The following is a 24,984-nucleotide window of genomic DNA, read 5'->3' as shown; positions in this document are numbered from 1 at the left end:
TGGTTCACTGCTCCAGCCCTCTGCCAAAGGTCCCAAGCCGACCAGCCCGTCCAGGTCGGTGGACACCTCGCCCGCACAACCCAGGATCGAGTCCCAAGGCCCTCGTAACCCGGCCTGAATGAGGCCTCGCCCTTGGATGACCAAGACATCATCCCGAGTCGGACAGGAACCAAAAAGGCCCCTTACGCGGGACTTAGCCGGCGAAAAGGGCTATCCCTTCAGCACGAACCGAGACTCCTTCAAGTGCGAGAGGTCGACGCCGAAATCCAATCTCGCTATGTATTCTACAAGCTTGGTCACTGGAATTTCCTGAATGTAATGATATTCTGTGACATCACTTGCTAGGCTATGCCCATCGAGCCTCTTGATCATATTTGCCGGCACATCGTTTACAGCGAGGCACTTCGAGAAATTCTTTCGCAGGCTATGGAAGGTTCTCGTCTTTTGGATGCCAAGAGCATCTCGATAATCGCCAAACCACTTGGTGAGATAGTGCCCTTTACGCCCTTGAACTCGCTTTAGAGCAGGAAACAATTCCAGTTCACCGTTTGCGCGTTGTGCTTCAACGAATCCAAGGAAGTTCAACTCCTCAATGAGAAATGGATGGAGAGGGATGCTTCGATTGCCACTAATTGTTTTTACCGACTTTGTGTCAGAAGATTCAATTACAAGACACCAGATGCCATCGACCTCTCGAACATCATCAACATGTGCCTGGGCAATTTCATCCAGTCGCGCACCAGTGAACAAGCCGAGTAGAGGAACCCAAAAACGCCAGGGGATCTTGCCGCAGGCATCGAGAAATCTCGGCCCCAAGAGGAGGGCAATTTCTTCCTTCGTGAACGCCTGTCGTTTCTTGTGTGCCGGGGTTGTGTCCCGGAGCGTCATTTCTGAGAAGTAGTTGTTGGCAATCCAGTCGCGCTTTTTGGCGTATTTGAACATCGCAGCGATGTCCGTGATGATGTTATTGACGGTGCCTGGAGCGATAGATTCAAGCAGTCCAGAAGATTTGGATTCTGCAGACTGCTTTTTTCGTGGCTTCTCCATGAGCTTCTTGCGAAAACGAAAGGCGAAATCGTAATTGATCGTCTCTAATTGGACGTCACCCATCAATTCGATGAGATGATTGAGACGTTCCGTGATAGTCCTGTCTGATCTTGCTGTCCAACCATGTTGTCTTTTTTCACCGCAATACTCATTCACAAGTCCAGACAGTAGGCGCTTCTCTGGTTTTTTGACCTGTTCAATCTGTTTTGTCGGATCAGATAGCGATTGATCATCATGAAAGACGACCGGTAGATAGTCGACCAAACCATGCTCACGTTCTCGAATAGCAGTGAACGCTTCTATCATTCCTTGAGCATATACGTGGCAGATTTCGTTAACGAGAGGGTCATCGGAAAGAATATCGTAGCCATTACGTTTTAAGAGATCCAAAACGGGTTTTTTCAAGTCGGGCCACTGCCCGTTGCGAAGCTTACCCCGTATGATGGGCTCAGCCTCTTTTGCTGTCAGATGGTCCCAGGGATCTAGTTCCGTCAATTCTCTCCAGTTCGCATCAAGTGGTCCTTTAACAGGCACCCGAGCCTTGAATTCGTATTCGCCAGGGAAACGCATCCGGCTCTTCCGGTCTTCCTCCAAGATGCGCTTGAACTCTTGCCGGGCCATCTCGAAAATTTCATCGCTCGTCAGGTCTGCCATTGCCCCTTTCCTCAATTCTCGGATGAGTCGACGCACGAACACGGCCAAGGCCAAGGCCTTGTCCCGGGCTTCGCGCAGTCGTCCAGTACCCAAAGAAATCCGAAACTCTGTGCGGCCAAGGCGGGGGCGAAGATCAAAAGGGATTGCCGCTCGGAAGTGGAGAGTGCCGCCTCGATGAACCAAATAGGAGAGTCCTGCCATGTCCAACCCCGCTGGTTGAGGTAGGAATGGACCAGCATTTTGTACCACTGGCCCTTTGACAGGCTGTCTGAAGGAAAAACCGGAACCCTCCGTCATCAAAAGAAAAAGGGGACCGGACACTTATGACCGATCCCCGTAATTTCTGGTAGCGAGGGAGGGAATTGAACCCCCGACACTGCGGATATGAGCCGCATGCTCTAACCGTCTGAGCTACCTCGCCAGAAGTCCCCGTCAGCGGAGAAACGGGTAGATATCCAATTCGACAGGGGTTGGCAAGCCTTTTCCCCGGGCCAAGTCATTTTGGCCAGAAAAAAAAGACCGCCGCGGCCAAGGCCAGCCGGTACCAGGCAAAGGGGCGCAGGGACACCTGCTTGACCAGGACGATGAAACCTTTGACCGCGGCCAGGGCCGCAAGAAACGACACCACGAAGCCGATGGCCAGAATGCCGAGGTCGTCGGCAGAATACAGGGGCGCGCTCTTGTAGAAATCGTAAGCCGTGGCCGCGAACATGATCGGCACGGCGGCGATGAAGGAATATTCCGCCGCCAGGCTCCGCTTGGCCCCAAGGAGCATGCCGCCCATGATGGTGGCCGCGGACCGCGAGAAACCGGGCCACAGAGACAGGCACTGGAAGCAGCCGATGCCGAAGGCCAGGGCCGGCGTGATTTCGTCCAGGGTATAGTAGCGGTCGCGCATGCGCCGGCGCTCGACCCAGAAGATCATGAGCGCGCCGACGGCCAGGGCCAGGGCCACGGTGATCGGGCCGAACAGGTAGGCCTTGATGGTTTTCCTGGCCACCAGCCCGACCAGCCCGGCGGGAAGCGAGGTCAGAAACAAAAGCCAGATGCCGCGAAGCCCGGAAAAAGCGTGCAAGGGCTTTGGCGAGAGGAGCCACCAGAACCGTTTCCAATAGAGGACCACCACGGCCAGGATGGCCCCGAGCTGGATAATCACCTCGAAGCTGTCCGCCTTGTCCCCGGTGAACCCGATGAGGTGACCGGCCAAGATAAGATGGCCGGTGGAAGAGACGGGCAGGAATTCGGTGACGCCTTCGACAAGGCCGAGCACGGTGGCGGCTAGGGTTTCGGTCATGACGAGGAAGATCTCCTGAGAGGGGATGTGGGGGCGGCTTTACCCCATGGCCCAGCAAGTTGCAACCCGTGCCGGCCTCGTGTATGCCTAGGAGCCGGGCAAGGAGGCTCTATGGCGACGATCATGCCGCAAGGCGAGCTTATGCGACGCGCCGTCAAGTGGATTGACGAGCAACGAAGCGAAACCGGCCAGTCCTTTTCCGCGCTGATTGACAAGGCGGCCGTGAATTTCAACCTGAGTCCCAAGGACGCGGAGTTCCTCACCGGCTTTTTCAAGGAGCGGGAGGAGACGCCTCGGGATTGACGGCGGCCTCGGCCAGGACCCGGCAAAGCGCCTCCCGGCCAAGCCCGGTCTTGCCGGAAAAAAGAATCGGCGGGAAGGCGGGTTGCGCGAGCTCCCGCCACTCTTTTTTCCGGGCCTCGCGGTCCCGCTGCTTGCATTTGTCCGCCTTGGTCAGCACCATGATCATGGGGATGCGCCGGGCCCGCAGCCAGTCCACCAGTTCGATGTCCAGGCGCTGGGGCGGCAGACGGCAGTCGACCAGGGCGACGACGGCCCGAAGCTGGTCGGTTTTGCTGAGATAGGCCTCGATCAGCTTGGCCCATTTGTCCCGTTCGGCCATGGAGCAACGGGCGTAGCCGTAGCCCGGCAGATCGACCAGGCAATAGCCGGTGGCCCGGGCCTGATAGAAGTTGAGGCTTCGGGTCTTGCCCGGCGTGGCGCTGATCTTGGCCAGGCCCTTGCGGCCGGCCAGACAGTTGACGAGCGTGGATTTGCCCACGTTGGAGCGACCGGCCAGGGCGATTTGCGGTTCGGCCACGACCGGGATCTGGTCGGACAGGTAGGCGGTGACCACAAGGTCCAGGTCGAGTTCCGTTCGAGTTTGTGCTATGGCGTCCATCCGTTTGTTGTGACTGGCTCCAGGGACCCCGTCAAGGCCCGGAGAGCGCCTAAAAAGGAAGGCAGCATGCGCAAGGTGAGGTTACTGGTCCTAAACGGCCCCAACCTGGGGTTTATTGGGCTGCGGCAGCCAGAGATCTACGGCCACCGCACCATCGCGGACCTGCCGGCCCTGGTGGCCGAAATGCTCGGCGAATCCTCCGAGCGGTTGGAACTGCAATTTCACCAGGCCAACAGCGAAGGCCACTGCATCGACCGGCTGGAGCAGGCCTGGAAGGACGGGCTCGACGGCATTGTGCTCAACGCCGGGGCCTATACCCACACCAGCCTGGCCCTGGCCGACTGCCTGGCCTGGATCGGCATCCCCTGCGTCGAGGTCCATATTTCCAACATCTTCGCCCGCACCGACGAACCGTTGCGCCAGAAGAGCATGATCGGCAAGAACTGCATCGGCTGCATCGCCGGCTTTGGCCTCACCGGCTACGCCCTGGCCGTCATGGCCCTGTGGCGGCACATCACCGAGAATCCCAACTTCCTGTAAGGAGATCAGATGCTTTCCACCACAGACTTCCGTCGGGGACTGAAAATCGAAATGGACGGCGTGCCCTACGAGATCGTGGATTTCCTCCACGTGAAGCCCGGCAAGGGCGGGGCGTTTATCCGCACCAAGCTCAAGAACATGATCAACGGCCGGGTGGTCGAGAACACCTTCCGGTCCGGCGAAAAGATGGTCAAGCCCGACCTCGAAAGCAAAGAGATGCAGTATCTCTACCGGGAAAGCGACGAGTTCGTTTTCATGGATATGGAGAGCTACGAGCAGCTGCACGTGGGCGTGGAACCGTTGGGGGAAAAAGGCGGCTACCTGAAGGATGGCATGGAACTCAAGATGCTCCTCTACAAGGGCCAGCCCCTGGACATCGACCTGCCGGCCTCGGTGGTCCTCGAAGTGACCGACACCGAGCCCGGGGTCAAGGGCGACACGGTCAGCGGCGCCAACAAGCCGGCCGTGGTCGAATCCGGCATCACGGTCAACGTGCCGCTGTTCGTGAATACCGGCGACAGGATCAAGGTGGATACCCGCACGGGCGCGTACATTGGCCGGGAATAGCAAAGAGGCCGTCAAAGAAAAAAGCGGCTTTCGCCTCACCCGCGAGTTGGTGGGGCTGGCCGCCCTTTTCCTGGCCGTCTTCACCTGTGTCGCCCTGTACACGTACAGTGCGGGCGACCCGGGATTCAACCAGTCCGTCTCCGCGCGCCAGGGCGTGGCCAACAAGGCCGGGCTCGTGGGGGCGTACTGGGGAGGGCTGCTCGCCGAGGCGTTCGGGGTGTGGGCCTACCTCATCCCGTGTTGGATTCTCTGGCGCGCGGCCCGGTTCCTGGCGCCGGGCCTGGGCCTGCCCTTCTGGCGGGGCCTTGGCGGCTGGTTTCTGGCCGGCGTGGTCCTGGTCTTTCTCGGCTCCCCCTGGGGCGTCTTTGGCCTTACCGTCGGCAATGTCCAGGGCGGCGGGGGCATCGGGCGTTCGCTGTTTGGATTTCTAAACCATTACTTGAGCCCTTTCGGGGCCTATTTTCTTTTGGCCTTTGCCCTGGTGGCGGCCATCCAGCTGGCCTTTGGCCTGACCTGGGACAATTTCTGGCGGCCGGCCATGGCGGTGGCCAACGACCAGTGCTGGCGGGCCTTCGATGCCTGGCAGGCCTGGCGTGCGCGTCGGGCCGAGGCCCGGGCGGAGGAAGAGGAACGGCAGCCGTCCCGGCCGGCAGAGAAGGGGCCGCCGCGTGAAAAGCGTCCGCCCCGGGAAAAGCGGGCCCCGGCCGAGGAGCGCCCGGTGCTGGTGCCGGTGGCGGACGCGCCCCCGTCCGAGGCCGTGGACCGGTTCCTCGATGCTCTGGTGGCCGAGGCCGGGATCGAGAAGCCCATGAAGCCTGCGGCGCAGGAAAAAGCGGTGGCGGCCGCCGTCCCGGAACCGGCCTTGGCCCCCACGCTCCGGCCGGCACTCCCCAAGCCCGTCAGGCCCATGCCCAAAGCCGCCCCCCTGTCCCGAAGCGAGGCGCCGTTGCCGCCGCTCGACCTCCTGTCCGTGCCGCCGCCCTCGGAAGCCATGCCCGTGGAACCGGAAGTCTGCCGGCGGCAGGCCGAAAGCCTCATCACGTGCCTGAACGACTTCGGCATCCAGGGCGAGGTCATGCGCGTGGTGCCGGGCCCGGTGGTCACCATGTTCGAGGTCAAGCCGGCCCCGGGCGTGAAAATCAGCCGCATCGTCGGCCTGTCCGTGGATCTGGCCCTGGCCATGAAGGCGCTGGCCGTGCGCATTGACCCCATTCCGGGCAAGGACACGGTGGGGGTCGAGATCCCCAACGCCAAGCGCCAGACCGTCTATTTCCGCGACATCCTCGACACCGAGGCCTTCCGGGCCTCGAGCTCGAAGATCACCCTGGCCGTGGGCAAGGACATCCAGGGCCGGCCCCAGGTGGCCGACCTGGCCCGCATGCCCCACCTGCTCGTGGCCGGGGCCACGGGATCGGGCAAGAGCGTGTGCATCAACGGCATCCTGCTTTCGATCCTCTATAAGGCCACGCCCGACGAGGTGAAGCTGCTCCTGGTCGATCCCAAGCGCATCGAGCTTTCGGTGTACAACGACCTGCCCCATCTGGTGCACCCGGTGGTGACCGAGACCGCCATGGCCAAGTCGGCCCTGGACTGGGCCGTGGCCGAGATGGACCGGCGTTACGAGGCCATGGCCCTGCTTGGCGTCCGCAACATCGCCGGCTACAACGAGAAGCTCGAGAAGCTCGGCGACGCCCGCACCGAGGAGCTGGCCGCCCTGGAGAAACTTCCCTATCTCGTCATCGTCATCGACGAGCTGGCCGACCTCATGATGACCGCGGCCAAGGAAGTGGAGGTGAGCATCGTCCGTCTGGCCCAGCTGGCCCGGGCCGCCGGCATCCATCTCATCCTGGCCACCCAGCGGCCGAGCGTCGATGTGGTCACGGGTCTCATCAAGGCCAACTTCCCGACCCGCATCGCCTTTCAGGTGACGAGCAAGCACGATTCGCGAACCATCCTCGACGCGGTCGGCGCCGAGTACCTGCTCGGGCGCGGGGACATGCTTTTCAAGCCGAGCGGGGGCAAGACCACGCGCATGCACGGGGCTTTCGTCTCGGACGAGGAGGCGGCGGCCGTGATCGAGTTCTGGAAAAGCAAATCCCCGCCGAGCTACTCCCTGGATTTCAACGAGTGGCAAAAGGGCGGGGAGAACGGCCCGGGCGAGTCCGGTGGCGACGGCGGCGACGACACGGCCGCCGATCCCGTCTATCCGCAGGCCGTGGATTTCGTCCTGGAGCAGGGCAAGGCCTCGATTTCGCTGATTCAGCGGCGCTTTCGCATCGGTTTCAACCGGGCCGCCCGGTTCATCGAGCAGATGGAGCGCGACGGCCTGCTCGGCCCCCAGGAAGGCAGCAAGCCGCGCAGCGTCATCCGGGGGGAAAAGTAAGGGAGGGGAGAAGGGGGGGGATGCCTCCGGCGGCCGGAGGGGATCATCCCCCCCGGACCCCCTGAAAGGGGACGGCCTGCGGCAGCCCCTTCACCCGCCTGGCACCCTCGTTCGGGAGGGTCCGGGAGGGGGTGACCCCCTCCCGGCCGCCGGAGGCATCTTCGTCCCTTCTTCTTGCACTGTCCGTCCCGACTTCCACATCCAACTTTGCGAGTACCCTATGAAAACATTTGCCACCCTTGTCGTCCTCGGCCTGATCCTGTCCGTTGCCGCGCCGGCCCGGGCCGTGGAGCCGGCGGAGCTGGCCGGCCGCATCCAGAAGAAGTACGCCACCCTGAACTCCTTTTCTGCCGAGTTCTCCCAGTCCATCCGCAACGCGGCCAGCGGCGACACCGAGCGCCGTTCCGGGTCGTTTCTCTTCAAAAAGCCGGTCCTGGTCCGGTGGGAGACGGTCAAGCCGGAAAAGGAACTGCTCGTGGTCGGCAAGGACGCGGTCTGGGACTGGTTCGAGGAGGATCGTGAGGCCTACCGCTATTCCGTGGCCGAGGTCATAAGTTCCAAGACCATGCTGCGGTTTCTGACGGGCAAGGCCAACCTGACCGAGGACTTCCTGGTTGCGCCGGGCAAGCCCGAAGAGGCCGGCCCCGGACAGGCCGTGCTCCAGCTGGCGCCCCGGGAGCCCGAGCCGGGCCTGGTCATGGCCAAGGTCTGGGTGGATCTGGCCACGGACATGATCGCCCGCATCTACATCCAGGACTTTTACGCCAATACCAACGACTTGGCGCTTACCGGCGTGGTCGCCAATCCCAAGTTGGCGGACACGCTGTTCGCCTTCACCCCGCCCAAGGACGCCAAGGTCCACGACAACGCCCCGGCCAAGGAGCGCGACCTGAAATAGGGAGACCCTGTCTGGCGCACCGTGCGTGTCGTCCGGCGCGCCGAAGCGGAAGCGGGCCAGCGGCCTGTTCCCGCCCCTGGTCCAGGCCGGCTGGGAACACGTGCCGGTCAGGAGCATGGCGGGTCGGAAAATGAAAAAGAAAGCTCCCGCAGCCGGCCAGGGCAGGGCCTGGACCGGGGACGCGGGAGCGGCTGTCCGTTTACGGTATCGGGTGTTTCCGGGTTTGTTTGCGCGGCCGCCCCATTGCCAGGGCCAGTGTCGCGTCCATGAAAAAGCACCTGCTTTTTCATGAATAACCATCTGCGATGATTATTCTTTATTAAAAAATACCGGCGTATTTTTTAAGGATCGCAACACTAGATCCTGCCGAGCAGAATGAGGATCAGCAGGATGACCAGGATCACGCCGATGATACCGGAAGGCCCATATCCCCAGCCACGGCTGTACGGCCAACTGGGGATGGCGCCAAGCAACATCAATATCAGCAGGATGAGCAGAATGGTTCCGAGTGACATGGCAGTAACCTCCGTTATGCGGCCATCAGGCGCTTAAACGACCGCAGTGGCATTGCCTCTCCGTTGTGGAACAACAACGTCCCTTTACGGCCTTCTTTCCATGTCCTTATCCAAATCGTCCTTCAGGGAAGCGGAGAATTCGTCGATTTGACGCTCGGCGTCATCCTTGGCGATGCCGTAGGCCTCTTGGATCTTGCCAGCAAGCTGCTCCCGCTTGCCGGCGACGATATCGATATTGTCGTCTGTGAGCTTTCCCCACTTCTCCCGGACCTTCCCCTTCAGCTGCTTCCAGTTTCCTTCAATCCTGTTCCAGTCCATAATGATCTCTGCCTCACTCAGGTTTAACCCCAAAAACAATTTTTCGGGGACTGTTCAATCCGATGTGAAACCCTCTGCACCGCAGAGGATTTCCATATTCAGAATACATTTTTTTGGGGGTCCATCAATCTTTTTTTTGACTCTTTCAGAATCTGATGGGGTTTTTCTTCTCGGGCAACAGGGTCTTGCATTCTGAATTTTTTATTTATCTCGCTATATTAGTGCCTTGAAAACAAGGACGGCCTGTCCGGGGGGAGGCGTGCGCCCGGAAGATCACCCCGTGCGCTTCCACCTGGGCGACGGGTCCACCTGTCCGGAGGGAGGCGTGCGGCTGGACGATCATCGGATCGGAAGAGCGGAAAAGACTTGGCCGAAGGTTCGAGGCGCGGACCGGGGCTCGGGCGCGGGTACCGCAACGCGGTCGCGGAGGAGAGCTTCGAACGGGCGGGGGGAGAACCGTCAGGCCGATAGGCTGGCGGCCTGACGGGATGGGGGACTTGCTTCCGGCTTCAACGCCGACGGCCGGGCGCCTTGCCGGAAGGGGATTCAGAGGCCTTGCGGGGAGCCTTGCCGGGTGCCTTGACGGAAGGCTTGGCCGGCGCGGCAGACGATGGCAAGCCCACGCTGCGGCGAAGGGCGGCCAGTTCGCTGGCCGCCAGTTCGCGGCATTTGCCGGCCGGCAGGCCGCCCAGGGATACCGGCCCCTGGGCGATGCGGCAAAGTTTTAAGACCGTGAGGTCAAGATCGCGGCACATCCGGCGGATCTGCCGGTTGACCCCCTGGGACAGCTCCATTTCCAGGACGAATCGGTCGGCCGCCAGCCGGGCCGTGATGCGGGCCCGGACCGGGGCCAGCTGTTCGCCCTCGGCCAGGGTCATGCCCTTGGCCATGGTGTCCAGGGTTTGTCCGTTCACCGTGCCGCGCACCGTGACCAGATAGCGTTTGTCCACGTGCCAGCGGGGATGGGCCAGCCGGTTGGCCAGTTCCCCGTCCGTGGTCAGGAGCAGGAGGCCCTCGGAAAAGTAGTCCAGCCGGCCCACGGGGAAAAGCCGTCTTGCCCGGTAGGCGGCCGGGAGTTCGTCGAAGACCGTGGGCCGACCCTCCGGGTCGTTTGCGGTGGTGACGCACCCAGGACGTTTGTTGAGGAGCAGGGTGAGCGGTGCGTCGGCCGCCCCGGACAGACGCACCGGGCGGCCGTCGACGGCCAAGCGGTTTCTGGCCGGATCGATCTTGTTGCCGAGTTCGGTGACCACCGCCCCGTCCACGGTCACGCGGCCGGCGGTGATCAGGGCGTCGGCCTGACGGCGGGAGCAGACTCCGGCGTCGGCCAGGGCCTTGTTTAAACGAAGAAGGGCCTTGTCATCCATGCGTGGCGTGCTCCGGGATGTTGGGGGGAAAGCCGGGTGGGCCGGCAAAATGTTCTGGACAGGCTGGAGGTTGGACAGACTCGGCCTGGGACCGGGCCGTGTGTCTACGCCGGCAGCCGGAGAAAGAAGCGGGTGCCGGTTTCGGGATCGGACTCGAAATCCACCTCGCCGCCCAGGCACTGTCTGGCGAAAAGCCGCATGCCGTAGACGCCGAATCCCCGGCCCGGGCCCTTGGTGGAGAATCCTTTCTGGAACAGGCGCATCCGGGTTTCCTCGGGCAGGACGGCCGGATTTTTGACCCACAGGACCACGCCGCCGTCTGGGCCGGTCTCGCAGCCGAGGGTGACGGTTTCGCCGGCCCGGCACGCCTCCAGGGCGTTTTTGACCATGTTGACCATGATGCGTTGGAGGATGCGGCCGTCGGAGGAAAAGGTCCGGGACGCGGCCGCCGGATCCACGGTCAGGATGCGCGAGGCCCCCGGATCGAAGGATTGGCAGTACGCGGCCAGATCGCTCAGGAGTTCCAGGGAATGGAGCGTGGAACGAGCCTGGTGGTACTCCCTGGTCTCGACGGACAGCAGTTCCTTCTGGGTTTCCACGATGTCCTGGATGTTCTGGACGGCCTGGCGCAAAAGCTCCAGGTCGCTGGACTGGCTTTCGGGCAGCTCCAGGGAGAGGAGGTCGTGAAGGCCCTGGATGCCGGCCACGGCGTTTAGGATATCGTGGAAAAAGATCCGTTCGAAGCCGCGCAGGGCCTTTTCGTGGGCGATGTCCAGGAGCGAATTCAGGACCAGCCGGCGTTCGCCCAGCTCCAGGGGCGCGGTCCAGACCTGAAGATTGAGCGCGTCGAAGGTGTCCGGGGCGTCGCGGGTGATGGCGCATTCCTGGGTGGCTCGCTCGCCTTCGAGGCTTTTGACCACGGCCTGGGCCGCGCCGCAGTACCGGCAGAAGCGGGTGGTACCGCAGCCGCCGCCGCTTTCCCCGGCATGGAGGCATCCCAGGGCTTCGCCGAGGCGCTTGCCTTGGATGTCCTCCACCGTGGCCGCGCCGGCCAGGGCGACGAACCGGTCGTTGGCATAGACGATCTGGCGCGTGTCGCTGACGATGGCTACGGCCAACGGCACCAGGGCCAGGGAGGCGGCCGAAGGCGAATCGGCTATCTCCATGGCGATTTTCCGGATCAGGGCCGGCGCCAAACGCCCGGCCGGCAGGAAAGCGGTGGCAGTGTCCTCGTCGTGCATGGTCTTTTCCAGGTCCCGCTTTTACGGCTGCGGGCGGCGGGTGTTGTAAAAAAGACGCCCCTGGTGGTCCAGGACACGGACACGTGGTCGGCCGTGGGAGGCGGCAGGGGCCGCCCCAGGGCGGCGAACCTCCTGCGGCGCCGGGTCGTTACAACTGAATGACTTTATCCGCCAGAGCGAGGCTGGTGACCACGTCGAGCATGTTGGTGGTTTCACCGACCTCTTTTTGGTCCAAAACCCCGAAAAAGTCCAGGCAGGTGCCGCAGACGAGGATCGAGACCCCGCTCGCGGCCAGAGTCTGTAGCCTGTCGAGCACCGGGCTTCCCGCCACCGCCAGCTTGACGCCGCCGTTGACCAGGATGATGCGCCAGAGCTCTTTGCCGAGCTCCGGCAGGGTGGCGAGGAAATTGCCCATGAGTTTGTGGCCGAGTGTCGCATCGCCCCGGCCGAGGGTGTCGGCGGTGATGAAGACCACGGTTTTGCGGTTGCCGCTGTCCGGGCCGGGCCGGGATGGCGTCCCGGCCCGGGCCGCTTCAGGAGCGGTGGCGTCCTGGGGAGCCGTGGCCGTCAGCACGAAGAGGCCGTCTTTTGCGGCCATCGTGACCGTATAGCCGCGCATGGCCAGAAACCGGGCCACGTTCTCCCGGGCCGGCTCGTTGTCCACCGTCACGGTCAGGGTCTCCGGGCGGTCGCCTTCCACGCATTCCTTGCAGCGTAGTACCGGACCGGGACAGGCCAGGCCGCGGCAATCGAGGGCTATTTCCATGGTGGGCTCCTTTTCGTGGGGCAGGGTAGCAAAGATGCCCACCGGCTGGTCAAATCGATTGTTCGGATGGCTCGGCGACCAATGGATCGCCTGATCCGATCGGACGAAACAACGGGGAGGACTGTCCGCGCCGCCAGGAAGAAAATCGCCCCGAACCGGAACGCGGTCCGGGGCGGTTGGTGACACAGGATCAGGCTAGAACGGACTGTTGAAGCCGAAGGTGCGGGCCAGCCAGTCCAGGTAGGTCTTGGCCGAGGCGCTGGCCTGCCCGCCGGCAAAGGCCACCCGGGCCAGTGCCTCGGCTTCGGACAGGAGGCCGGCCATGCAAAGGACATAGACCCGGGCCGGGGCCAGGTTGCTCGGGTAGCCCATGTCCTGGGCGCGCTTGAGCTTGGCATCGGCGAGCAGGTAATTCCGTTCGGCCAGGGCCTTGACCCCGAGCTGGAATTCCGTCTCCGCAGTCGGGGCCATGCCAGCGGCCAGGAGCTTTGCCACGATGGCCTGCTTGTCGGGGTCCGACTTCATGAGCCAAAGCGGCACCACGCGCAGGTCCGTGCCGGAGAGCACGTAGTTGACGGCCGGCAGGGGCGGTGGCGGCGGAATCATGTTGTTCAAGTAGGTGTTGATGATCTGCTGGGTCTCGAACCATTTCCCGGCCTCGGCCTTGACCGGCGGCGGCAAGAGGAGCGCCGCCTCGGCCGAGCCGGCGAAGCGTTCCTTGGCGGCCAGGGCATCAAGGAGCTTGTTGTGCTCGGCGAGATAACCCTGCTGGGTCTGGGGGCTGTCGGGATAGCCGGAGAGGCGCTTGGGGTAGTTGTCGGTGAGCGGTTTGGCGTCCCCGAGGTAGTCGGCCAGGGCCTGGCCGTCGAGCATGAAGAGTGCTCCGAGCTGACCCGGTTCCTCGACGCCGATAGTGCGCAGCCCCTCGCCCGTGGCCCCGGCCTCCCAGAGACGGGGGAAATCGGCCGCCGGCTTGGGGCCCTTGGGCTTTTTGACGCCGACCATCATCCAGTTGAAGTTGTCCCCGGTCCACAGCGACGCGTGGTCGAAGACGTCGGCAAAGGCGCGCAGGATCGCCTTGGCGTCGGCCGGGGAGATCTCAAAGACCGGCAGCCAGTAGGTGACCATGCCGCCGTCGCTCAACCGATCGCGCATGAGCTCGAAATATTCCCGGGAATAGAGGTTGACCACGCCGGCCATCATGGGTGGCGGCGGCTCGGCCGTGATGATGTCGTACTTTTTGGTCGAGGCGAGAAGAAAGAACCGGCCGTCCTCCACGTGGGTGGTCACGCGCGGGTCCAAGGTCGGGTTCTTGGCCGGATCGGGGTAGACCAGGCTGCTGCCGCGCAGCACGTCGCGGGAAATGTCCACGATGTCGATGGACGTGAGCCGCTTGTCCTCGACCAGCGAGGTGGCCGTGGAGCCGGTGCCGAAGCAGATAAGGAGGGCGGATTTGGGGTTTGGCAGCACGGCCTCGGGAAAGTAGCCGAAAAGTTTCATGTACCGCTTGGCCAGTCTGTCCGTGGAGGACATGGAATAGCCGTCGGTGACCAGCCGGTAGTAATAGGGTTCGCCCAGGTAGTCCTTTCGCAGGTACTGGAGCGTGCCGGTCACGCCCTCGATGGTCTCGATGACGGTCTCGCCGTCCTTCAGGAAGTCGGCGCAGGCCCGGGTCAGGTAGCCGCGCACGGCGCCGAAGGGAAAGATCGCCAGGAAGAGGGCAAAGGCCAGGGTCGCGGCCTGGAGGAACCGGCCGGTCCCAAACGACGGCCAGGGCGCAGTCCGGGCGGTGCAGAGGGCGGCCGGGAAAATGTAGACCGCGCACAGGGCGAAGAGGCTCTTCTCCATGCCAAGCGCCGGGATGAGGAGAAAGCCGGCCACCAGCGGACCGGCCATGGCTCCGAGCGTGTTGGCCATGGCAACGAGGCCCGCCGAACGGGCCCGGTCGCCCACCTCGCGGTGGAAGGCCTCGCCGAGGGTGGTGAAGACCATGCCCGAGACAAAGGCGGCCGGAAACATGAGGGCAAGCGAGAGGACGGCCACGTAGCGCCAGTCCACGGTCTGGTAGACGCTCAAGGAGACGCCGGCCGCGGATTCGAAGAGCCGAAACGAGGCCAGGGCCGTCGCCCCGACAAGCAGGGCCAGGGGGGCCGTGATCCGGCGGCCGTCGGCCTCGCGCCGCAGCCACCAGCCGGCGAACACCCCGCCAAGGCCGATGCCGGCCAGGATCACGGCCAGCATGACGGCAAAGGCCAAGCTGGTCGATCGGACAAAGAGCTGCAAAAACCGCGTCCAGACCACTTCCAGGCCCAGGAACGCGCCGCCGGCCAGGAATCCGGCGGCCAACAGGCGTTTGGCCCGGCCGGTCAGGGGCGGCCGGGCGGCCGTTTCCGTAGTCTCTTCCCGGGCCGGCTCCTCGCGGAACCTGGCGGCCACGGCCAGGGCCCCGACGGCGGCCAGGGCATTGAGGCCGGCCGCGACAAAGCCGGTGCCCGAGATGCCAAGGGGTGCGATGAGAAGCGTTTCGCCGGCCAGGGCCCCGAGGCAGGCCCCCAGGGTGTTGACGCCGTAGAGCCGGCCCAGGGCCTTGCCGAATTCCCCGGGCCGGCGGGTGAGCGCCTTGACCAGAAGGGGCAGGGTCACGCCCATGGCCGTGGACGGCAGGAGAAAGAGCAGGAAGGAAAAGGAAAAGCGCAGGCCGTTTAAGAGCACCGGCTTGTCCATGGCCGGGCCGAGCATGGCTCCGAGCCAGACCGACAGCATGGGGAAGCACAGGACGAGCAACAGTCCCCAGGCCCCGACCAGGAGTTCCATCACGGCATAGAACCGGACCGGATCGGTGACGTCGCGGCCGAACCGGGAAATGAGGGCGTTGCCAAGAGCGAGGCCGCCCATGAAGCTCGAAAGGACGAGCGCGCTGGCGTAGACGCTGACCCCAAAGACCAGGCCGGCCAGATGCAGCCACAGGGTTTCAAACAGCAGGGCCGAGGCCCCGGAGACGAGAAACACGGCACTCAGGACCAGGCGGTCGCGTCGGGTGGACTGCTGTTGCGCCGTCGGGGCTGGCTTGGCTGGCATAACTGGCCTCGGACCCGGGCGCCGGCCCGGTCCGGGAACCGGTGGACGGCGGCGGGGGGTGCGTCAAGGTGTCAGGAGATCGGAATTGGGGGGCGTGGGGTCACAGACCCAGCCTGGGGCAAATATCGCCGAGAACGCAAAAATCGCACCGGGGCTTGCGGGCCTTGCACACGGCCCGGCCGTGCAGGACCAGCAGGTGGTTGACGATGCCCCAGTCCTCCTGCGACAACAGGAGCATCATATCCTTTTCAATGATGATCGGGTTGGTGGAAACCGTCAAGCCGAGGCGGAAGGCCAGCCGGCGCACGTGGGTGTCGACAGCGATGCCCTCGTTTTTGCCGAGGGCGTTGGAGAGGACGATGTTGGCCGTCTTGCGGGCCACGCCCGGCAGGGTGGTGAGCGTGGCCATGGAATCCGGCACCCCGCCGCCATGGCGTTCGGCCATGAGCTTGGCGGCGGCGACCAGATTCTTGGCTTTTTGGCGGAAAAACCCCGTGGAATGGACGACATCCTCCACCTGGGCCACGTCGGCCCGAGCCAGGGAGGCGGGATCCGGCCAGCGGCGGAAGAATTCCGGGGTGACGGTATTGACCCGGGCGTCGGTGCACTGGGCGGCCAGCACCGTGGCCACGAGCAGTTCGTAGGCGTTCGAATGGACGAGGGCCGGCTCGGGATCGGGGTAGAGCGCGCGCAGTCGGACAACGATTTCCCGGGCCCGGGCGGCCGTGTCCATTATCCGGTCTCCCGGGTGGACGCGGCCGCAGGTCCGCAGGCGATGGAACCCACCAGACGCATGGGATTTAGGGAATGAACACAACCGCCGAAATGGTCGTGGTCCACATGCCCGTCTCACCGGTGGTGACGCAGGGCATGGAAGCGGAATCGATGATCTTGCCGCTCATGAGGTAGGTCTGGCGGCGTTCGTCGTAGGCGGTTTCCGGATCGAAGTCGATGCCGAGCGTGGTGGCCAGCATGGTGGAGGCCAGGTCCTCGGCGAAGTCGCCGATCTCCTGCTCCTCGGAACCGAAGGCCGTGTGCTCTGAGATGTAGCCGTAGTTGGACTTGTCGGCCGGGAAGGCCATGCCCACGGCCGAGCCCACCAGCCGGTTCTTCTCGTCCGTGGCGTTTCTGGCCATGACGCAGAAGGTGATCTGGCCCGGGCTCAAGAGGCTCACACCCTCGTCCAGCGTGATCAACTGGCAGTGGGGCGGATAAATGCTCGAAACATAGACCAAGTTGAGCTTTTCGATGCCGGCCTCGCGCAGGGCCAACTCGAACGACTGCAGCTTGTTTTTGTGGCGGCCGACACCTTTGGTGAAAAACGCCTTGGTGGGGACGAAAGAGCCTGGGATCATGGGCGGTCCTCTTTATGCATCAGGTTTGCCGCGAAAGCGGGGGAATCCTCATAAGGGTTTTTTGCCGAGAAGTATAGGACCTTTTTCTCCGGTCCGCTTGAGGCCGTCGGCGATCTCCGCCTCCGTGCCTTTGATTTGAATTTTCACCCGGAAAACCGAGTTGTTACCGGATTTCGCCTCCTGGATCGTGGCCGACACGCCCTTTTGGGCGAGCTTTTGGGCCAGGGTCTGGGCCTGCTCCCTGGCCGGGAAGGAAGCCACCTGGTAGGTGGCCACGAACTTGGGCCCGGCTTTTTTCTCAAACGGCGCCTTGGGTTCGACCCGGGCCGGGGCCCGGGCCTCCCCGGCCGCAGGCTTGGCCGGGGGCGTGGCTTTCGGGGCCGCGACGGCTGCCTGGGCGGGGATGGCCGTGGCCACGGCCGCCTGGCCCATGGGCACGGATTTCGCGTCGGGCAGGTCCCGGGATTTGAGGCCCGGACCTTTCTTGCCGTCGGCCGGAGCCTTCTGGGTGGAGTCGGCCACCACCTCGCCGTCCTTGTCTTGCAGGCCCTCCATGAACTGGAGTTCCTCGGGCTTGAGGACCGCGGGCGCGGCCGCGGGCGCGCCGTCGGCCTTGGGTTCGGTGGTCGGCATCATCTGGGCGATCTGGGGCACGGCGGCTTCGGGGCGGTAGCCACGGCCGACCAGGATGCCGAGGATAAAGACCCAGCACATGCCGAGCACGACCACGATGCCGACGGAAATGACGCCGGACATGCTGATTTCAAACGAGAACTTGCGCGGTCCGCCCTTGTCCTGGGATACGTTGAATCGACTTAAAAGCTTCATGGAGTCAAAGTTCCTCGACGGCTGATGATTCCCGAACGCGAGGTCCTGTCCGCCGTCTACATTTTGTCCGGAGCGGACACGCCAAGGAGGCCGAGGCCATTTTTGACCACCAGGGCGACAGCTTGGAGGAGACGCATCCGGGCGGCGGTGACGGCCTCGTCGCCGGCGCCGAGGACCTGGTTGACGGTGTAGTAGCGATGGAGCTTCCCCGCCAGTTCGCGCAGGTAGAAGCTGACCAGATGCGGGGCGAAGCTGCGGGCCGCGGCGGCGACCGTGTCCGGGTACTGTTCGAGGAGCTTTAAAAGCTCCAGGTCCTCGGCCGTGTCCAGGCGGGCCAGGAGGGCCGGGGAGGCCGCGTCCGGCACGAGTCCGCGCTCGGCCGCCTTGGCGAACACGGACCTGACCCGGGCATGGGCATACTGGACGTAGTAGACCGGGTTGTCCATGGACTTTTTGGTCACGGCGTCGAGGTCGAAGTCCAGGTGGCTGTCGGATTTGCGCGACAGGAACATGAACCGGGCCGCATCGGCCCCGACCTCGGCCACCACGTCGGCGAGCGTCTCGAACTTGCCGGCCCGGGTGGACATGGCGATCTGCTCGCCGCCCTTGAGCAGGTTCACGAGCTGGACCAGGATGACCTTGAGGCTGGCCTCGGGATCGCGGCCAAGGGCGGCCACGCAGGCCTTCATGCGCGGCACATAGCCATGGTGGTCGGCGCCCCAGATGTCCACCACCACGTCGAAGCCCCGGTGGAACTTGTCGTCGTGGTAGGCGATGTCCGAGGCGAAATAGGTCAGTTCGCCGCCGGATTTGACGAGCACCCGGTCCTTGTCGTCGCCGAAGGTGGTGGTGGCGAACCAGAAGGCCCCGTCCTTGTCGTAGGCCAGATTCTTGGCCCGCAGGTCGTCAAAGGTCCGCTCTACGGCCCCGGCGGCCAGAAGCTTCGATTCCGGGAACCAGACGTCGTGGTGGACCCGGAAGTCCTGCAAGTCCTTCCTGATGCCGGCCAGGATCTCTTTCTCCCCGTGCAGGCGGCAGGCGTCGGTGGCCGCCTCTTCGGACAGGGCGAGGAGCCCCCGCCCTTCCCGGTCGATGAGCTGCCCGGCCAGGTCCTTGACGTAATCGCCCCGGTAGTAGTCCTCGGGCTCGGTCACGGGCTCGCCCAGGAGCTCGCGGTAGCGGTAGAGGATGGAGAGGCCGAGGATGCGCATCTGGCGGCCGGCATCATTGATATAATACTCGGTCTCCACGGTGAACCCGGCGGCCCGCAGGACCCGGGCCAGGCAGTCGCCCACGGCCGCGCCCCGGCCGTGGCCGATGTGGAGCGGTCCGGTCGGGTTGGCGGAGACGAATTCCACCTGGATTTTCGTGCCCTGGCCGATGTCGAGCAGGCCGTAGCGGTCGCCTTGCTCCAGGACGTCGAGGACGGTCTGCTGCCAGAAGGCCGGAGCGAAGGTGACGTTTAAAAAGCCCGGTCCGGCCACCGACACTTCGGCCAGGCCGGTATCGGCCGCAAGGAGGGCCTGGCGCAGGTGCTCGGCCAGGGCCCGGGGCGGCATTTTCGCGTCCTTGGCCGCGACCAGGGCCACGTTGGTGGCCAGGTCGCCGTGGGCCTTGTCCCGGGGCGGCTCGATGGTGGTCTTGGCCGGCCAGGGGATGTCGGATTCCCGCAGGACGGTTTCCAGCAGGCCGCGCAAGTGGCTTGTGGCGCGCATGATCCTTAGGCCTCCAGGCCGGCGGCGCCGGCCGGATCGGCCACGGACAGGCCGGTGTACGGTTCGCCCGCGTCCTTGAGGTTGGCGGCGAGGAGCTTGGTCAGGACGCCCTTGGGGCCAAGCTCCACAAACGTCCGGGCCCCGGCCCGCCACAGGTTGCCCATGGTGTCGATCCAGCGGACCTGCGAGGTCATCTGGCGGCACATGAGTTCAAGCGCCGCATCGGCGCCGGGCTCGGCCGCGCCGGTCACGTTGAAAAAGACAGGCCCCTTGGACGGGCTGCGAAGGCCGGCCTTGCGCAGGGCTTTTTCCAGTTCCGCGGCCGGTTCGGCCATAAGGGGGCTGTGAAACGCCCCGCTCACAGCCAGGGGCACGGCCCGGCCCTTGCGTTCCTTGACCAGATCGGCAGCGGCGGCAACAGCCCCGGCCTCGCCGGAAATGACATACTGGCCCGGGGAGTTGTAGTTGGCGATGAGAAGGATCTTGCCCGTCGCCTGTCCGGCCTCACGGACCACGTCCTCGATCTCGTCGAGGGTCAGCTTCAGCACGGCGGCCATCTTGCCGTCGCCGCCGGCCGCCTCGGCCATGAGCCGGCCGCGAAGGCTGGTGAGTTCGAGAACGGCCGGCACCTCGAGCATGCCCGAGGCGGCCAGGGCCGCGTATTCGCCGAGGCTGTGCCCGGCAAACCCCACAACGGGGGAGAGTCTCGATTGGAGGAAATACCACAGGCCAAGGGTCACGGCGGTCATGGCCGGCTGCAGGGCACGGGTGTCGGCCATGGCCGCCTCGTCGCCCTCCCAGTAGATTTCCCGCAGGGAAAGCCCTGAGGCCTTTTCAGCCAGCAGCCACAGTTCGGCCGCCTCGGCCGAGACCTCGGCCAGGGCCCGGCCCATGCCCTTTTCCTGGGAACCCTGGCCGGGAAAGAGCACGGCCAGACGGTTTTCGGTTGCGCTCACGTTCGCCTCTCCTTAGAGCTTTTCTCGTCTTTTCGGCCGCGATTGGTAGAGCAACGGGCCAAAATGTGCAATGGTCAATTTAGAAGGGGAGAAATCATGCCGCCATCCGACCAGCAACCCGACGCCCGGGCCGTGACCCGGGCCGCGGCCGGTCTCGGCCGCCACCTCACGCCCGAACAGGCCGGCACGATTTCGGGGTATCTGGGACTTTTGGCCCGCTTTCGGTCCAAGGTCAATCTGGTTGGCCCGGCGGACTGGGAAACCGTGCTCGCCACCCTGGTGGCCGACTCCTGGCACGTGGCCGATTTCCTGTCCGGACCGGCCGGGGCGGCGGTCCTGCCGCCGGCGGGCCGGCCTGTCCTGGGACTTGATTTCGGAGCCGGGGCGGGACTGCCCGGCATCCCGCTGCGGGCCTTTTTCGACCGGGGCGAATACGTCCTCCTGGAGGCGCGGGAGAAACGGGCCTTTTTCCTGGCCGAGGCCGTGGCCAGGCTCGGGCTGTCCGGCCTGTCCGTGGCCGAGGGGCGGGTCGAGGACACGGTGCCCGGCATCGTGGCCCGGCATCCGGACGCCTTCGTGCTGTGCGTCAGCCGGGCCTTCGCGCCCTGGCCGCAGTTTTTGGCCTTGTGCCGCCGGATCGTCCGACCGCCCTTTGCCGCCCTGACCATGACCGGCGAGGCGCCGACCGAGGCCGAGATGCCGGCGGGTTTCGCCCTGGCCGCCCGGGCCTCCTACCGGATCGGGGAGAAAATGCGCTATCTGGCGCTCTTCGCGTCCTCGATGGCGTCCATGTAGGTGTCCTTGAAAATGAGCCGGGTGGCCGTGGCGTCGACCAGCTCGGCCAGGTCCATGATCGACTCCAGGAAGTCGAGGATCTCGCCTTTGTCCGCCTCGGAGGCGTTCTCGAAGTCAAAAGCCAGGTCGCCGCATTCGAGGTAGCGGCGCAGTTTTTCCAGATAAGCCGGATCGAGCAGAGGCAGGGGCATGGGTACCGCCTTTTTCGGAATGCCGGTTAATGGTGATAGGGGGCCCCGGCGTTGATGGCCGCCGCCCGGTAGAGCTGTTCGTACAGAACCACCCGGGCCAGTTCGTGGGGCAGGGTGCCGGGACCGAGGGCCAGCGTCATGTCGGCCCGGGCCAGGACCTCGGGGGAAAGGCCGAAGGCGCCGCCGACCACGAACGAGGGGGACCGGCCCGGGTCCTCGACCATGGTCCGCAGCCGGCCGGCCAGGGCCCGGGAAGTGAGCGAGGTGCCGCCCTCGTCAAGGACCACCAGAAAGTCGCGGGCACCGATTTTTCCGAGCAGGGCCTTGCCCTCCTCGGTTTTGCGGCGGGCGGCCTCGGAGGCCTTGCCGTCGCGCACGACCACCTCTTCGGCCGGCAGGTAGCGCCGAAGGGCCATGAGGTAATGGGCTGCGGCGTCCCGGAACCAGGGGGCCTTGGCGGCCCCGACGACGAGAAGGCGAACGGGTTTCATAGGATGGCTGTGTCCGGCGGGCGAAAGTCCTTCCGGGTGTTAGCCGAGGGGCCGGGCTGTTGTCAAAGCGGCCGGCTTGGATTAGGCCCTTTACCGCATGGCAGGATACGCACCGATCAGGGAGAGGCATGCCGTTTCCTAAATCCTCGCCCCAAGGCGTCCGGCGACGCGCCGCCTGGCTGGCCTTGGCCTTTTTTGCGACGGTCTGGTGCGCGCGGCCGGCTTTTGCCCAGGAACTGCTTTTAAGCAACCTGGTGCTCAACAACTTCGAGGGCAAGATCCGGGTCCGCTTCGGCGTGGAGCCGACCGGGCTCGACCGCATCCGGCAAGTGCTCGTGGCCGGGGAGCGGCTGTCGCTCGTCTGCGTGGCCCGGCTGGCCGTCAAGCGGGACTACGTCTGGAACCGGGAAGTCAGCGGGGCGAAGTGGGAAAGCGAGGTCAGGCGGCTTAAGGGCGGCGACTTCGTGGTGTCGCTTCCCGGCCAGGGGTCCATGGCCGACAAGGATCTGTCCGCGCTTTTTCGCAAGGCCTGGAACGAGATCCTGGTGGATCTCGGCTCCTGGGACCGCCTGGAGCGGGGGCAGACGTATGTCCTCACCCTCGAACTGACCCTGGTGCGCCAGGACGTCTCGCCCTGGCTCAAAAAGGGTCTTTTCTTCTGGCCTTTCGACGCCGCCCCCCCGGTTTCCTACCAACTCGATTTCACCTACTGAAATCCCCGCATCGGTTGCCTTTCTGCTGGTTTCTCGTATAATACCGCCAATATCCTTGTAGATTCAGGCACGGAGGGCCCATGCGGGTAATCATTGCCGGCGGTTCGGGATTCATCGGTCAGGCGCTTTGCCGGTCCCTGGTCCGGGACGGCATCGAGGTCATGGTCCTTTCCCGCTCCGGCCCGGGCCGGCGGGCGGGGCCCGGCGTCACCTTCGTTCCCTATGACGGGCGCAGCGGGGAAGGCTGGTTCCATCTGCTGGACGGGGCCCTGGCCCTGGTCAATCTGGCCGGCGCGAACATCGCTTCCGGCTACTGGACCGAGGCCCGCAAAAAAAGCATCCTCGAAAGCCGGCTTCGGGCCGGGCGGGCGGTCATGGACGCCCTTTCGCGGACGTCGGCCCGGCCGGCCGTTCTCATCCAGGGGTCGGCCACGGGCTATTACGGCGACCGGGGAGGGGTTCCCACCGACGAGGAGGCCCCGGCCGGCACAGGATTCCTGGCCGAGGTGGCCAGCCGCTGGGAAGCTTCCACGGAAAAGGCCGAGGCCCTTGGCCTGCGTCGGGTGGTGGTGCGCACGGCGGTGGTCCTTGGGCCGGGCGGCGGGGCCCTGCCCCGGATGCTCGCGCCCTATCGGTTTTTCATCGGCGGCCCCCTTGGGACCGGGCGGCAGTATTTCCCCTGGATCCACCTGGACGACGAAGTGGCGGCCATCCGGTTCCTGATCGAACGGCCCGAGGCGGCCGGACCCTACAATCTGGCCGCGCCCGGGGCCGTCACCCAGGAAGAACTGGCCGTGGCCATCGGCCGGGCCCTGGGCCGGCCGCATTTTCTGCGCGCCCCCGAGACCGCCCTGCGGCTGCTCCTTGGGGAAATGGCCCAGGAGCTCTTTTTAAACGGCGTGCGGGCCGTGCCCGCTCGCCTTGCGGAACTCGGTTTCTCCTTTCGATTCGGGACGATCGCCGCCGCCCTGGCCGACATCCTCCAGCCAAGGCGGTCCGCCCATGACGGCTGATACGACGGTCGAGCCGGTGAAACCCCGGGTCTTGGTCGTCGAGGACGAGGCCGTGGTGGCCATGGACGTGCGCCACCGCCTCGGCCGGCTCGGGTACGACGTCTGCGGTCTGGCCGACACCGGCGAACAGGCCGTGAATCTGGTCGGGCAACTGGTTCCGGACCTCGTGCTCATGGACATCATGCTGGCCGGGGACATGGACGGCGTGGACGCCGCGGCCCGCATCCACGACGGTTTCGGCGCGCCGGTCGTCTTCCTGACCGCCCATTCCGACACCCAGACCCTGAAGCGGGCCGGGTCCGTTTCCCCCTACGGGTATATCGTCAAACCGTTCGAGGATCGTGAACTCAACACGGCCTTGGAGATTGCCCTTTACAAGTCCCGCACGGAGCGGCAACTGGTGGAAAACGAACGTTGGATGTCCATCACCCTCGAAAACCTTGGCGAGGGTGTCATTACCGCCGACCCGGAAGGGCGCGTGCGCTTCTGCAATCCCGTGGCCGCAAACCTGCTCGGCCTGGCCGCCGGCGACATGCTCGGCCGCGATCTTGACGGCGTGTACCGGGCACGAAAGGATCCCGCTGCCGGGGACGGAGCGGAGGAGGCCGCCGGCCGGGAGCATGCCCGCCTGTGCCGCACGGACGGCCGCATCATTCCCGTGGAGCAGACCCGGTCGCCCATCCTCGACGGCCAGGGGCGACGCCTCGGCATGGTGCTGGTCTTCCGGGACGTCAGCCGCCGCCAGCAGGTGGAAAAGGCCTTGCAGGAGTCCGTGGACAGGCTGCGCCGCACCCTGGAGGAAACGGTCAACGCGCTGACCGTGACGTCGGAAAAACGCGATCCCTTCACGGCCGGCCACCAGGAGCGGGTGTCGCGCCTGGCCTTCGCCCTGGCCGGGGAGCTGGGATTTTCGGCCGAGGAGCGGGAAGGGGTGCGCGTGGCCGGACTCGTCCACGACATCGGCAAAATCCACGTGCCCTCGGAAATCCTGGCCAAGCCCGACGTTCTTTCGGAGATGGAAATGGGCATCGTCCGGGACCACAGCCTCGTCGGATACGAAATTCTCCGGGACATTCCCTTTCCCTGGCCCGTGGCCCGCATGGTCCTCGAGCACCACGAGCGCCAGGACGGTTCGGGCTATCCGTCGGGCCTCTCCGGCGAGGCCATGCTTTTCGGTTCGCGCATCCTGGCCGTGGCCGACGTGGTCGAGGCCATGAATTCCCACCGGCCTTACCGGGCCTCCCATGGCCTCGAACGGTCGCTGGCGGAACTGGCCGACGGCCGGGGGACGCGCTACGATCCCGACGTGGTGGACGCCTGCCTGCTCCTTTTCAAGACTTGCTCCTTCCACTTCTAGG

The 24,984-nt window shown here is 64.7% G+C and carries 25 protein-coding genes and 1 tRNA gene; 9 read left to right on the top strand and 17 right to left on the bottom strand.

Annotated features, from left to right (window positions below):
- Positions 1-210 precede the first annotated feature (210 nt).
- The 3 genes from DFW101_RS04485 to DFW101_RS04475 form a co-directional block, all read right to left on the bottom strand.
- Positions 211-1,902, bottom strand: coding sequence for a DUF6538 domain-containing protein (locus DFW101_RS04485; RefSeq protein WP_009180333.1), 1,692 nt, complete (start codon positions 1,900-1,902; stop codon positions 211-213).
- Positions 1,903-2,045: 143 nt separating this feature from the next.
- A tRNA-Met gene (locus DFW101_RS04480) sits at positions 2,046-2,122 on the bottom strand.
- Between the two features lie 75 nt (positions 2,123-2,197).
- On the bottom strand, positions 2,198-2,995 hold the full coding sequence (locus DFW101_RS04475) for an undecaprenyl-diphosphate phosphatase (RefSeq protein WP_009180332.1): 798 nt from the start codon (positions 2,993-2,995) through the stop codon (positions 2,198-2,200).
- 111 nt (positions 2,996-3,106) lie between these two features.
- Here DFW101_RS04475 and DFW101_RS04470 point away from each other — a divergent pair, with 111 nt between their 5' ends.
- Complete coding sequence (locus tag DFW101_RS04470) at positions 3,107-3,298, top strand: hypothetical protein (RefSeq protein WP_009108557.1); 192 nt, start codon at positions 3,107-3,109, stop codon at positions 3,296-3,298.
- Here DFW101_RS04470 and yihA read toward each other — a convergent pair.
- The gene (gene yihA, locus DFW101_RS04465; RefSeq protein WP_009180331.1) at positions 3,267-3,896 is read right to left on the bottom strand and encodes a ribosome biogenesis GTP-binding protein YihA/YsxC; all 630 of its coding nucleotides are present in this window, start codon (positions 3,894-3,896) and stop codon (positions 3,267-3,269) included. The two genes, DFW101_RS04470 and yihA, sit on opposite strands and share 32 nt — an antisense overlap.
- A gap of 66 nt (positions 3,897-3,962) precedes the next feature.
- Between yihA and DFW101_RS04460 the strand changes: the two genes are divergently transcribed.
- The 4 genes from DFW101_RS04460 to lolA all read left to right on the top strand — a co-directional run bounded on the left by DFW101_RS04460 (position 3,963) and on the right by lolA (position 8,284).
- Positions 3,963-4,436 (top strand): type II 3-dehydroquinate dehydratase, encoded by a 474-nt coding sequence (locus DFW101_RS04460; RefSeq protein WP_009180330.1) that lies wholly within the window; start codon positions 3,963-3,965, stop codon positions 4,434-4,436.
- A 9-nt stretch (positions 4,437-4,445) separates the two neighbouring features.
- On the top strand, positions 4,446-5,003 hold the full coding sequence (efp, locus tag DFW101_RS04455; protein ID WP_009180329.1) for an elongation factor P: 558 nt from the start codon (positions 4,446-4,448) through the stop codon (positions 5,001-5,003).
- On the top strand, positions 4,990-7,386 hold the full coding sequence (locus tag DFW101_RS04450; RefSeq protein ID WP_009180328.1) for a DNA translocase FtsK: 2,397 nt from the start codon (positions 4,990-4,992) through the stop codon (positions 7,384-7,386). The genes efp and DFW101_RS04450 overlap by 14 nt, the downstream gene beginning before the upstream one ends.
- Positions 7,387-7,606: 220 nt before the next feature.
- Complete coding sequence (gene lolA, locus DFW101_RS04445) at positions 7,607-8,284, top strand: outer membrane lipoprotein periplasmic chaperone LolA (protein WP_009180327.1); 678 nt, start codon at positions 7,607-7,609, stop codon at positions 8,282-8,284.
- A gap of 356 nt (positions 8,285-8,640) precedes the next feature.
- On the opposite strand, the gene DFW101_RS18880 is transcribed toward lolA, so the two are convergent.
- The 11 genes from DFW101_RS18880 to DFW101_RS04390 all read right to left on the bottom strand — a co-directional run bounded on the left by DFW101_RS18880 (position 8,641) and on the right by DFW101_RS04390 (position 20,423).
- Positions 8,641-8,799, bottom strand: a complete 159-nt coding sequence (locus DFW101_RS18880) for a DUF3309 family protein (protein ID WP_009180326.1) — start codon at positions 8,797-8,799, stop codon at positions 8,641-8,643.
- Positions 8,800-8,883: 84 nt separating this feature from the next.
- Positions 8,884-9,117: a CsbD family protein gene (locus tag DFW101_RS04435; protein ID WP_009180325.1), complete on the bottom strand. Its 234-nt coding sequence runs from the start codon at positions 9,115-9,117 to the stop codon at positions 8,884-8,886.
- Between the two features lie 509 nt (positions 9,118-9,626).
- A complete protein-coding gene (locus DFW101_RS04430; RefSeq protein ID WP_009180324.1) occupies positions 9,627-10,484 on the bottom strand; it encodes a pseudouridine synthase in 858 nt (285 codons plus the stop codon).
- A 104-nt stretch (positions 10,485-10,588) separates the two neighbouring features.
- The gene (locus tag DFW101_RS04425) at positions 10,589-11,725 is read right to left on the bottom strand and encodes a sensor histidine kinase (protein ID WP_009180323.1); all 1,137 of its coding nucleotides are present in this window, start codon (positions 11,723-11,725) and stop codon (positions 10,589-10,591) included.
- A gap of 148 nt (positions 11,726-11,873) precedes the next feature.
- Positions 11,874-12,491: a sulfurtransferase-like selenium metabolism protein YedF gene (gene yedF, locus DFW101_RS04420; protein WP_009180322.1), complete on the bottom strand. Its 618-nt coding sequence runs from the start codon at positions 12,489-12,491 to the stop codon at positions 11,874-11,876.
- A gap of 195 nt (positions 12,492-12,686) precedes the next feature.
- Positions 12,687-15,569, bottom strand: a complete 2,883-nt coding sequence (locus tag DFW101_RS04415; RefSeq protein WP_009180321.1) for a fused MFS/spermidine synthase — start codon at positions 15,567-15,569, stop codon at positions 12,687-12,689.
- Between the two features lie 100 nt (positions 15,570-15,669).
- On the bottom strand, positions 15,670-16,302 hold the full coding sequence (gene nth / locus DFW101_RS04410) for an endonuclease III (RefSeq protein WP_009180320.1): 633 nt from the start codon (positions 16,300-16,302) through the stop codon (positions 15,670-15,672).
- A gap of 67 nt (positions 16,303-16,369) precedes the next feature.
- Positions 16,370-16,924: a pyruvoyl-dependent arginine decarboxylase gene (locus DFW101_RS04405; protein ID WP_009180319.1), complete on the bottom strand. Its 555-nt coding sequence runs from the start codon at positions 16,922-16,924 to the stop codon at positions 16,370-16,372.
- A 48-nt stretch (positions 16,925-16,972) separates the two neighbouring features.
- Positions 16,973-17,752 carry an SPOR domain-containing protein gene (locus DFW101_RS04400; RefSeq protein ID WP_009180318.1) on the bottom strand — a complete coding sequence of 260 codons (780 nt, stop codon included), beginning with the start codon at positions 17,750-17,752 and terminating at the stop codon, positions 16,973-16,975.
- Between the two features lie 56 nt (positions 17,753-17,808).
- Positions 17,809-19,467 carry an arginine--tRNA ligase gene (argS, locus tag DFW101_RS04395; protein ID WP_009180317.1) on the bottom strand — a complete coding sequence of 553 codons (1,659 nt, stop codon included), beginning with the start codon at positions 19,465-19,467 and terminating at the stop codon, positions 17,809-17,811.
- A 5-nt stretch (positions 19,468-19,472) separates the two neighbouring features.
- Positions 19,473-20,423: an ACP S-malonyltransferase gene (locus DFW101_RS04390; protein ID WP_009180316.1), complete on the bottom strand. Its 951-nt coding sequence runs from the start codon at positions 20,421-20,423 to the stop codon at positions 19,473-19,475.
- Between the two features lie 96 nt (positions 20,424-20,519).
- On the opposite strand from DFW101_RS04390, the gene DFW101_RS04385 reads away from it, so the two are divergent.
- Positions 20,520-21,218 (top strand): 16S rRNA (guanine(527)-N(7))-methyltransferase RsmG, encoded by a 699-nt coding sequence (locus tag DFW101_RS04385; protein WP_009180315.1) that lies wholly within the window; start codon positions 20,520-20,522, stop codon positions 21,216-21,218.
- On the opposite strand, the gene DFW101_RS04380 is transcribed toward DFW101_RS04385, so the two are convergent.
- Both DFW101_RS04380 and DFW101_RS04375 read right to left on the bottom strand, forming a co-directional pair.
- Entirely contained in the window at positions 21,179-21,409 is a 231-nt protein-coding gene (locus DFW101_RS04380; RefSeq protein WP_009180314.1) for a hypothetical protein, read from the bottom strand. The genes DFW101_RS04385 and DFW101_RS04380 overlap by 40 nt on opposite strands.
- 26 nt (positions 21,410-21,435) lie before the next feature.
- The gene (locus tag DFW101_RS04375; RefSeq protein WP_009180313.1) at positions 21,436-21,900 is read right to left on the bottom strand and encodes a 23S rRNA (pseudouridine(1915)-N(3))-methyltransferase RlmH; all 465 of its coding nucleotides are present in this window, start codon (positions 21,898-21,900) and stop codon (positions 21,436-21,438) included.
- Between the two features lie 128 nt (positions 21,901-22,028).
- Between DFW101_RS04375 and DFW101_RS04370 the strand changes: the two genes are divergently transcribed.
- From DFW101_RS04370 to DFW101_RS04360, 3 genes are all read left to right on the top strand, one after another.
- Entirely contained in the window at positions 22,029-22,613 is a 585-nt protein-coding gene (locus tag DFW101_RS04370; protein WP_009180312.1) for a DUF4390 domain-containing protein, read from the top strand.
- Positions 22,614-22,693: 80 nt separating this feature from the next.
- Positions 22,694-23,626, top strand: a complete 933-nt coding sequence (locus DFW101_RS04365) for a TIGR01777 family oxidoreductase (RefSeq protein WP_009180311.1) — start codon at positions 22,694-22,696, stop codon at positions 23,624-23,626.
- The gene (locus DFW101_RS04360; protein ID WP_009180310.1) at positions 23,616-24,983 is read left to right on the top strand and encodes an HD domain-containing phosphohydrolase; all 1,368 of its coding nucleotides are present in this window, start codon (positions 23,616-23,618) and stop codon (positions 24,981-24,983) included. The genes DFW101_RS04365 and DFW101_RS04360 overlap by 11 nt, the downstream gene beginning before the upstream one ends.
- Position 24,984 lies beyond the last annotated feature (1 nt).

Source organism: Solidesulfovibrio carbinoliphilus subsp. oakridgensis, assembly GCF_000177215.2.
Lineage (GTDB): Bacteria > Desulfobacterota > Desulfovibrionia > Desulfovibrionales > Desulfovibrionaceae > Solidesulfovibrio > Solidesulfovibrio carbinoliphilus.
This window is presented reverse-complemented; position numbering and strand designations above follow the sequence as displayed.

What these genes read in the sequence shown, in the direction of transcription:
- DFW101_RS04485 (WP_009180333.1), bottom strand. Translation starts at nt 1,902, where the DNA reads ATGGCAGGACTCTCCTATTTGGTTCATCGAGGCGGCACTCTCCACTTC.
- DFW101_RS04475 (WP_009180332.1), bottom strand. Translation starts at nt 2,995, where the DNA reads ATGACCGAAACCCTAGCCGCCACCGTGCTCGGCCTTGTCGAAGGCGTC.
- DFW101_RS04470 (WP_009108557.1), top strand. Translation starts at nt 3,107, where the DNA reads ATGGCGACGATCATGCCGCAAGGCGAGCTTATGCGACGCGCCGTCAAG.
- yihA (WP_009180331.1), bottom strand. Translation starts at nt 3,896, where the DNA reads ATGGACGCCATAGCACAAACTCGAACGGAACTCGACCTGGACCTTGTG.
- DFW101_RS04460 (WP_009180330.1), top strand. Translation starts at nt 3,963, where the DNA reads ATGCGCAAGGTGAGGTTACTGGTCCTAAACGGCCCCAACCTGGGGTTT.
- efp (WP_009180329.1), top strand. Translation starts at nt 4,446, where the DNA reads ATGCTTTCCACCACAGACTTCCGTCGGGGACTGAAAATCGAAATGGAC.
- lolA (WP_009180327.1), top strand. Translation starts at nt 7,607, where the DNA reads ATGAAAACATTTGCCACCCTTGTCGTCCTCGGCCTGATCCTGTCCGTT.
- DFW101_RS18880 (WP_009180326.1), bottom strand. Translation starts at nt 8,799, where the DNA reads ATGTCACTCGGAACCATTCTGCTCATCCTGCTGATATTGATGTTGCTT.
- DFW101_RS04435 (WP_009180325.1), bottom strand. Translation starts at nt 9,117, where the DNA reads ATGGACTGGAACAGGATTGAAGGAAACTGGAAGCAGCTGAAGGGGAAG.
- DFW101_RS04430 (WP_009180324.1), bottom strand. Translation starts at nt 10,484, where the DNA reads ATGGATGACAAGGCCCTTCTTCGTTTAAACAAGGCCCTGGCCGACGCC.
- DFW101_RS04425 (WP_009180323.1), bottom strand. Translation starts at nt 11,725, where the DNA reads ATGCACGACGAGGACACTGCCACCGCTTTCCTGCCGGCCGGGCGTTTG.
- yedF (WP_009180322.1), bottom strand. Translation starts at nt 12,491, where the DNA reads ATGGAAATAGCCCTCGATTGCCGCGGCCTGGCCTGTCCCGGTCCGGTA.
- DFW101_RS04415 (WP_009180321.1), bottom strand. Translation starts at nt 15,569, where the DNA reads ATGCCAGCCAAGCCAGCCCCGACGGCGCAACAGCAGTCCACCCGACGC.
- nth (WP_009180320.1), bottom strand. Translation starts at nt 16,302, where the DNA reads ATGGACACGGCCGCCCGGGCCCGGGAAATCGTTGTCCGACTGCGCGCG.
- DFW101_RS04405 (WP_009180319.1), bottom strand. Translation starts at nt 16,924, where the DNA reads ATGATCCCAGGCTCTTTCGTCCCCACCAAGGCGTTTTTCACCAAAGGT.
- DFW101_RS04400 (WP_009180318.1), bottom strand. Translation starts at nt 17,752, where the DNA reads ATGAAGCTTTTAAGTCGATTCAACGTATCCCAGGACAAGGGCGGACCG.
- argS (WP_009180317.1), bottom strand. Translation starts at nt 19,467, where the DNA reads ATGCGCGCCACAAGCCACTTGCGCGGCCTGCTGGAAACCGTCCTGCGG.
- DFW101_RS04385 (WP_009180315.1), top strand. Translation starts at nt 20,520, where the DNA reads ATGCCGCCATCCGACCAGCAACCCGACGCCCGGGCCGTGACCCGGGCC.
- DFW101_RS04380 (WP_009180314.1), bottom strand. Translation starts at nt 21,409, where the DNA reads ATGCCCCTGCCTCTGCTCGATCCGGCTTATCTGGAAAAACTGCGCCGC.
- DFW101_RS04375 (WP_009180313.1), bottom strand. Translation starts at nt 21,900, where the DNA reads ATGAAACCCGTTCGCCTTCTCGTCGTCGGGGCCGCCAAGGCCCCCTGG.
- DFW101_RS04370 (WP_009180312.1), top strand. Translation starts at nt 22,029, where the DNA reads ATGCCGTTTCCTAAATCCTCGCCCCAAGGCGTCCGGCGACGCGCCGCC.
- DFW101_RS04365 (WP_009180311.1), top strand. Translation starts at nt 22,694, where the DNA reads ATGCGGGTAATCATTGCCGGCGGTTCGGGATTCATCGGTCAGGCGCTT.
- DFW101_RS04360 (WP_009180310.1), top strand. Translation starts at nt 23,616, where the DNA reads ATGACGGCTGATACGACGGTCGAGCCGGTGAAACCCCGGGTCTTGGTC.